Raw genomic sequence first — 6,230 nt, 5'->3', positions numbered from 1 at the left:
CCGAACCCCACCGCCGGACAGGCCGCTACAAGCCCGTCCGGCACTTGAGGACATCCTCAGTTGTGGGCGTGCAGGACCTCGTTGAGGCCGCCCCACGTGCCCTTGTGCGGACGGGCCTCGCACCGAAGACCAAAGCACTGCTCACGGCATACGCACCGGCGCCCGAAACCCCACCGCCGGACAGGCCGCTACAAGCCCGTCCGGCACTTGAGGACATCCTCAGTTGTGGGCGTGCAGGACCTCGTTGAGGCCGCCCCACGTACCCTTGTGCGGACGGGCCTCCACCGCACCGGAGGTGGAGTTGCGGCGGAAGAGGATGTTGCTGGCGCCGGAGAGCTCCAGCGCCTTGACGACCTCGCCGTCCGGCAGCGTGACGCGGGTGCCCGCGGTGACGTAGAGGCCCGCCTCGACGACGCACTCGTCGCCGAGCGCGATGCCGATGCCCGACTCGGCACCGAGCAGGCAGCGCTCGCCGATGGCGATGATCTGCTTGCCGCCGCCGGAGAGGGTGCCCATCGTGGACGCGCCGCCGCCGATGTCGGAGCCGTTGCCGACGACGACGCCCGCGCTGATGCGGCCCTCCACCATGGAGGTGCCGAGCGTGCCCGCGTTGAAGTTGACGAAGCCCTCGTGCATCACGGTGGTGCCGGGCGCGAGGTGCGCGCCGAGGCGGACCCGGTCGGCGTCGGCGATCCGCACGCCGACGGGGGCGACGTAGTCGGTCATGCGCGGGAACTTGTCGATGCTGGTCACCTGGAGGTTCAGGCCCTCGGCCCGGGCGTTCAGGCGCACGGTCTCGACCCGGTCCACGGCGACGGGACCGAGCGAGGTCCAGGCGACGTTGGCGAGCAGGCCGAAGAGGCCGTCCAGGTTCTGGCCGTGCGGCTTGACCAGGCGGTGGGAGAGCAGGTGCAGCCGCAGGTAGGCGTCGTGCGCGTCGAGCGGCTTGTCGTCGAGCGAGGCGATGACCGTACGGACGGCGACCACCTCGACGCCGCGGCGCGGGTCCGGGCCGAGCGCCTTGGGGGCGCTCGCACCCAGCAGCTCGGCGGCGCGCTCGGCGGTCAGCCGCTCGGTCCCGGCCGGGCCGGGGTCGGCGACCAGCTCGGGGGCCGGGAACCAGGTGTCGAGGACGGTCCCGTCCTCGGTGATCGTGGCAAGGCCGGCGGCGACGGCGCCGGTGTTACGGGAAGCTACTGCGTCGGTCATGGTCGAAAACCTAACCGGACACGGCTGGTCCACGCGAACCGGTCCGCCGTCCCCACCGGCGGCGGGCCCGTCAGCCGGTCATGCCGCGCAGCGCCGCCAGGGCCTCGGCCCGGTCGAACGGCCGCCCCGTGATCAGGATCTGGATCATCAGACCGTCGAGGAACGCGACGAGGGCCCGCGCGGTCCCCTCGTCGGCCGTGCGGCGGCGGACCAGGGCGACCATCTCCTCGACGCACTCGGCGGCGATCGGCCGCACGGCCGGGCGGCGCAGCGCGGCGAGGTACAGCTCGTACTCCAGCTCCAGGCGTGCGCGGTCGCCCGCCAGCCACTCCTCGATCAGTGCGACCAGCCGCTCGGCCGGCGGCACGTCCGCGCCGAGGTCGCGCTCCCACTCCGCCATGCCGTCCAGCCAGGCCCTCGCCGTCCGGCGCAGCGCGGCGACGAGCAGGTCGTCGAGGGTCTTGAAGTGGTACGTGGTCGAGCCGAGCGGCACATCGGCCTCGGCGGCGACGGCCCGGTGGCTCAGCGCGCCGATGCCGCGCTCGGCGGCCACCTTGATCGCGGCGTCGACGATGCGGTCACGGCGCTCGGGGTCGTAGCGGCGGGCCATCAGTGGGCCCCGCCGAGGTTGAGGACGACGACACCGGCGATGACCAGCAGCACTCCCCCTATGCGCGCGGCGGTGACCGCCTCGCCGAGGAAGAGCATGCCGATGACGGCGACGACCGCGGTACCCGCTCCTGCCCAGATGGCGTAGGCCGTGCCCATGTTCATGGTCTTGAGCGTCTGGGCGAGCAGCGCGAAAGCGATCAGATACCCCGCCACCGCGCCGAGGGAGGGCCACAGCTTGCTGAAGCCGTCGCTCAGCTTCATCGAGGTGGTCGCGAGGATCTCCGCCAGGATCGCCCCGGACAGGGTCACGTACATCATGTGTACGAGTGTACACATCGATGCGTACGACCGTACGCATCGATGGGCGAACGTACGGCCCTACGCGACGAGCGACCCGCGCCTGCGCGCGGATCGTGTGCGTCGATGACGATGGTGCGGAGCGAAGAAGCCATGACCGCAGTCCGTCCGAGCAGCTCCGAGGATTCCCGACGATGCATCAGATGCCCGCCGAGTCACAGCCCCACCTGCGCACCTTCATGGGCTGGCCGCCGGCCGGCCCCATCTGGGGCCCGGACACCGCCGCAGTCCGCGAGGACGTCGCCGCCATCGCCCGGACGATCGCGGAGTACGAGCCCGTGGTGCTGCTCGCGGCGCCCGAGGACGCCGGGGCCGCGCGGAAGGCGTGCGGCGGGGGCGTCGAGGTCGTGCCCCTGCCCGTCGACGACCTCTGGCTGCGCGACGCCGGCCCCGTCTTCGTCACCGGTCCCGGCGGGGCGGCCGCGGGCATCGACTTCGGCTTCAACGGCTGGGGCGGCAAGCAGGAGCACTCCCGGGACGGCCTGGTCGCGCGCCGGGTGCTGGAGGCCTTCGGAGTGCCGCGCGTCGAGGCGCCGATCGTGGCCGAGGGCGGCTCGCTGGAGACCGACGGCGAGGGCACGCTGCTGGTCACCGAGAGCTCGCTGGTCAACGACAACCGCAACCCGGGGCGCTCGCGCGACGACATCGAGAAGGTCCTCAAGGAGCTGCTCGGCGTCCGGAAGGTGATCTGGCTGGAGGGCGTGCGCGGCGAGGACGTCACCGACTGCCACATCGACGCCCTCGCCCGCTTCGCCGGCCCCGGCACCGTCGTCCTCAGCAGCCCGCCTCCGGGCGCCCGGCCGGACGTCTGGACGCGGGTGTACGAGCAGGCCCGTACGGCCCTGGAGACGGCCACGGACGCCCGGGGCCGCCCCCTGGAGATCGTGGAACTCCCGGAGGCGGACCCGGCGGAGCTCGGCGAGCGCGGCGAGGACTTCCTGGGCGGCTACGTCAACTACTTCGTGGCCGCCGGGGCGGTCGTCCTGCCCCGCTTCGGGGACACGCGCTCGGACGCCCGCGCGGCGTCGATCCTGCGCGATGCGCACCCCGGCCGCGAGATCCGCCCCGTGGAGATCCACACCCTCGCCGAGGGCGGCGGCGGCATCCACTGCGCCACACAGCAGCAGCCCGTCACCTGACGGATCAGGTGACGGGCTGCTGCGGAACGGCGATCGGATCCCCGGCCGTCCGGACGAGCGATCAGACGTTGAAGCCGAGCGCGCGGAGCTGCTCCCGGCCTTCGTCCGTGATCTTGTCCGGGCCCCACGGCGGCATCCAGACCCAGTTGATCCGGAGCTCGTTGACGATGCCCTCGGTCGCCGACTTCGCCTGGTCCTCGATGACGTCGGTCAGCGGGCAGGCCGCGGACGTCAGCGTCATGTCGAGGGTGGCGATGTTGGCGTCGTCGACGTGGATGCCGTAGATGAGGCCGAGGTTGACGACGTCGATGCCCAGCTCGGGGTCGACCACGTCGTACAGCGCCTCGCGCACCTCCTCCTCGGAGGCAGGCTTCGTCGTCGTCTCTACGTTGTCGGTCATGCCGTCTTCCCTTCAGCGCCTTCGTTCAGTGCCTGCGCCGTGGCGTCTTTCCACGCCATCCAGCTCAGCAAAGCGCACTTCACGCGCGCCGGGTACTTGGAGACACCGGCGAACGCGACCGCGTCCTCCAGCACCTCCTCCATCGCGTCGTCCGGCTCGAGCTTGCCCTTGGACTGCATCAGCTCCAGGAAGGTCTCCTGGATCCGACGCGCCTCGGTGAGCTCCTTGCCCACCAGCAGCTCGTTGAGCACGGACGCGCTGGCCTGGCTGATCGAGCAGCCCTGCCCCTCGTACGAGACGTCTTCAATGGTCTCGCCGGAGAGCCGCACGCGCAGCGTGATCTCGTCGCCGCACGTCGGGTTGACGTGGTGCACCTCGGCGTCGCCGTCCCGCAAGCCCCGGCCGTGCGGGTGCTTGTAGTGGTCCAGGATGACGTCCTGGTACATCGAATCAAGCTTCACGAATCAGCCCTCAGCCACAGAGTCCATTAACCGAAAAAGTTCCGGACGTGCTCCAGGCCCTCGATCAGTGCGTCGACCTCACCGGGGGTGGAGTACAGGTAGAAAGACGCTCGCGTGGTCGCCGGAATTCCGTACCGGAGGCAGACGGGCCGCGCGCAGTGGTGGCCCACCCGGACCGCGATGCCCTGCTCGTCGAGGACCTGGCCCACGTCGTGCGGGTGGATGTCACCGAGCGTGAAGGAGATCGCCGCGCCGCGGTCCTCGGCCGTGGTGGGGCCGATGATGCGGAGGTCGGGGACCTCCTGGAGCCTGCGGACCGCGTACTCGGTGATCGCGTGCTCGTGGCGGGCGATGTTGTCCATGCCGATCGCGGTCAGGTAGTCCACCGCGGCGCCGAGGCCGACGGCCTGGGCGATCGGGGGCGTACCGGCCTCGAACTTGTGCGGCGCGGGGGCGTACGTGGAGGAGTGCATCGAGACGGTCTCGATCATCTCGCCGCCACCGAGGAACGGCGGGAGGTCCTCCAGCAGCTCCTGGCGGCCCCAGAGCACACCGATGCCCGTCGGGCCGCACATCTTGTGACCGGTGAAGGCCACGAAGTCGGCCTGCAGCGCCTGGACGTCCAGCACCATGTGCGGGGCGGCCTGGGAGGCGTCGACGACGACGAGCGCGCCGACCTCCTGGGCGCGGCGGACGATCGCCTCGACCGGGTTGATCGTGCCCATGATGTTCGAGACCAGCACGAACGAGACGACCTTGGTCTTCTCGGTGATGATCTCGTCGATGTTGGACAGGTCGAGCCGGCCGTCGTCGGTCAGGCCGAACCACTTCAGCTTCGCGCCCGTGCGCTGCGAGAGCAGCTGCCACGGCACGATGTTGGAGTGGTGCTCCATCTCCGTGATGACGATCTCGGTGTCGTGGTCCACGCGGTAGGGCTCGTCGGCCCAGCCCAGCATGTTGGCCACGAGGTTGAGCGACTCGGAGGCGTTCTTGGTGAAGATCACCTCGTCGCGGCTCGGCGCGTTGATGAAGGCGGCGACCTTGTCGCGGGCGCCCTCGTACAGCTCCGTGGCCTCCTCGGCGATCGTGTAGACCCCGCGGTGGACGTTGGCGTTGTGCCGCTCGTAGTACTCGTTCAGAGCATCGAGCACCTGGCGCGGCTTCTGCGAGGTCGCCGCGGAGTCCAGGTACACGATCTTCTTCCCGTCGTGGACCGTGCGGTCCAGGATGGGGAAGTCTTTACGGATCGCCTCGGTGTCGAGAAGGCCCGGCAGTATCGTCACGCGGTTACGCCACCCTTCGTCTGGTAGGCCTCGTAGCCCTCGTTCTCGAGCTTGTCGGCGAGCTCGGCGCCGCCGGACTCGACGATGCGGCCGTTCGAGAAGACGTGGACGAAGTCGGGCTTGATGTAGCGCAGGATGCGCGTGTAGTGCGTGATCAGCAGGGTGCCGACCTCACCGGTCTCGCGGACGCGGTTGACGCCCTCGGAGACCTGGCGCAGCGCGTCGACGTCCAGGCCGGAGTCGGTCTCGTCGAGGATCGCGATCTTCGGCTTGAGCAGCTCGAGCTGGAGGATCTCGTGGCGCTTCTTCTCACCGCCGGAGAAGCCCTCGTTGACGTTGCGCTCGGCGAAGGCCGGGTCCATCTGGAGCTGCTCCATGGCGGACTTGACCTCCTTCACCCAGGTGCGCAGCTTGGGGGCCTCGCCGCGGATCGCGGTGGCGGAGGTGCGCAGGAAGTTGGAGACCGAGACACCGGGGACCTCGACCGGGTACTGCATGGCGAGGAAGACGCCGGCGCGGGCGCGCTCGTCGACGCTCATCTCCAGGACGTCCTCACCGTCGAGGGTGACGGTGCCGCTGGTGATCGTGTACTTGGGGTGGCCGGCCAGCGAGTAGGCGAGGGTCGACTTGCCGGAGCCGTTGGGGCCCATGATGGCGTGGGTCTCGCCCTGCTTCACGGTCAGGTCGACGCCCTTGAGGATGTCCCGGGGGCCGTTCTCGGCCTCGACGGAGACGTGCAGGTCGTGGATCTCAAGCGTTGCCATGGGGA

General features: G+C 70.2%; 8 protein-coding genes. 1 reads left to right on the top strand and 7 read right to left on the bottom strand.

The features are described from left to right. Positions 1-219: 219 nt before the first annotated feature. The 3 genes from dapD to FHS38_RS04560 all read right to left on the bottom strand — a co-directional run bounded on the left by dapD (position 220) and on the right by FHS38_RS04560 (position 2,139). Positions 220-1,209 (bottom strand): 2,3,4,5-tetrahydropyridine-2,6-dicarboxylate N-succinyltransferase, encoded by a 990-nt coding sequence (gene dapD, locus FHS38_RS04570; RefSeq protein WP_184730822.1) that lies wholly within the window; start codon positions 1,207-1,209, stop codon positions 220-222. 70 nt (positions 1,210-1,279) lie between these two features. Beyond that, complete coding sequence (locus FHS38_RS04565) at positions 1,280-1,819, bottom strand: TetR/AcrR family transcriptional regulator (RefSeq protein WP_184730820.1); 540 nt, start codon at positions 1,817-1,819, stop codon at positions 1,280-1,282. Next, positions 1,819-2,139 (bottom strand): DMT family transporter, encoded by a 321-nt coding sequence (locus tag FHS38_RS04560; protein ID WP_184730818.1) that lies wholly within the window; start codon positions 2,137-2,139, stop codon positions 1,819-1,821. Before FHS38_RS04560 ends, FHS38_RS04565 begins: the two co-directional genes overlap by 1 nt. 173 nt (positions 2,140-2,312) lie before the next feature. Here FHS38_RS04560 and FHS38_RS04555 point away from each other — a divergent pair, with 173 nt between their 5' ends. Then, complete coding sequence (locus tag FHS38_RS04555) at positions 2,313-3,317, top strand: agmatine deiminase family protein (protein WP_184730815.1); 1,005 nt, start codon at positions 2,313-2,315, stop codon at positions 3,315-3,317. Between the two features lie 61 nt (positions 3,318-3,378). Here the strand turns inward: FHS38_RS04555 and FHS38_RS04550 are convergent, their stop codons facing one another. From FHS38_RS04550 to sufC, 4 genes are read right to left on the bottom strand one after another with little or no spacing between them, the layout of a single operon-like run. Next, positions 3,379-3,717 (bottom strand): metal-sulfur cluster assembly factor, encoded by a 339-nt coding sequence (locus tag FHS38_RS04550; RefSeq protein WP_184730813.1) that lies wholly within the window; start codon positions 3,715-3,717, stop codon positions 3,379-3,381. Continuing rightward, positions 3,714-4,178, bottom strand: a complete 465-nt coding sequence (gene sufU / locus FHS38_RS04545; protein ID WP_184730812.1) for a Fe-S cluster assembly sulfur transfer protein SufU — start codon at positions 4,176-4,178, stop codon at positions 3,714-3,716. Before sufU ends, FHS38_RS04550 begins: the two co-directional genes overlap by 4 nt. A 26-nt stretch (positions 4,179-4,204) precedes the next feature. After that, the gene (locus tag FHS38_RS04540; protein ID WP_184730810.1) at positions 4,205-5,461 is read right to left on the bottom strand and encodes a cysteine desulfurase; all 1,257 of its coding nucleotides are present in this window, start codon (positions 5,459-5,461) and stop codon (positions 4,205-4,207) included. Then, positions 5,458-6,225, bottom strand: a complete 768-nt coding sequence (gene sufC, locus FHS38_RS04535; protein ID WP_184730808.1) for a Fe-S cluster assembly ATPase SufC — start codon at positions 6,223-6,225, stop codon at positions 5,458-5,460. The genes FHS38_RS04540 and sufC overlap by 4 nt, the downstream gene beginning before the upstream one ends. Between the last annotated feature and the right edge of the window lie 5 nt (positions 6,226-6,230).

Origin of the sequence: Streptomyces netropsis, assembly GCF_014203545.1 — a bacterium.
Lineage (GTDB): Bacteria > Actinomycetota > Actinomycetes > Streptomycetales > Streptomycetaceae > Streptomyces > Streptomyces netropsis.
The sequence above is the reverse complement of the archived record's forward strand: the minus strand, read 5'-3'. Positions and strand labels throughout refer to the sequence as shown.

Excerpts from the sequence above, each read along its gene's own strand:
- dapD (WP_184730822.1), bottom strand. The coding sequence starts at position 1,209 with ATGACCGACGCAGTAGCTTCCCGTAACACCGGCGCCGTCGCCGCCGGC.
- FHS38_RS04565 (WP_184730820.1), bottom strand. The coding sequence starts at position 1,819 with ATGGCCCGCCGCTACGACCCCGAGCGCCGTGACCGCATCGTCGACGCC.
- FHS38_RS04560 (WP_184730818.1), bottom strand. The coding sequence starts at position 2,139 with ATGATGTACGTGACCCTGTCCGGGGCGATCCTGGCGGAGATCCTCGCG.
- FHS38_RS04555 (WP_184730815.1), top strand. The coding sequence starts at position 2,313 with ATGCATCAGATGCCCGCCGAGTCACAGCCCCACCTGCGCACCTTCATG.
- FHS38_RS04550 (WP_184730813.1), bottom strand. The coding sequence starts at position 3,717 with ATGACCGACAACGTAGAGACGACGACGAAGCCTGCCTCCGAGGAGGAG.
- sufC (WP_184730808.1), bottom strand. The coding sequence starts at position 6,225 with ATGGCAACGCTTGAGATCCACGACCTGCACGTCTCCGTCGAGGCCGAG.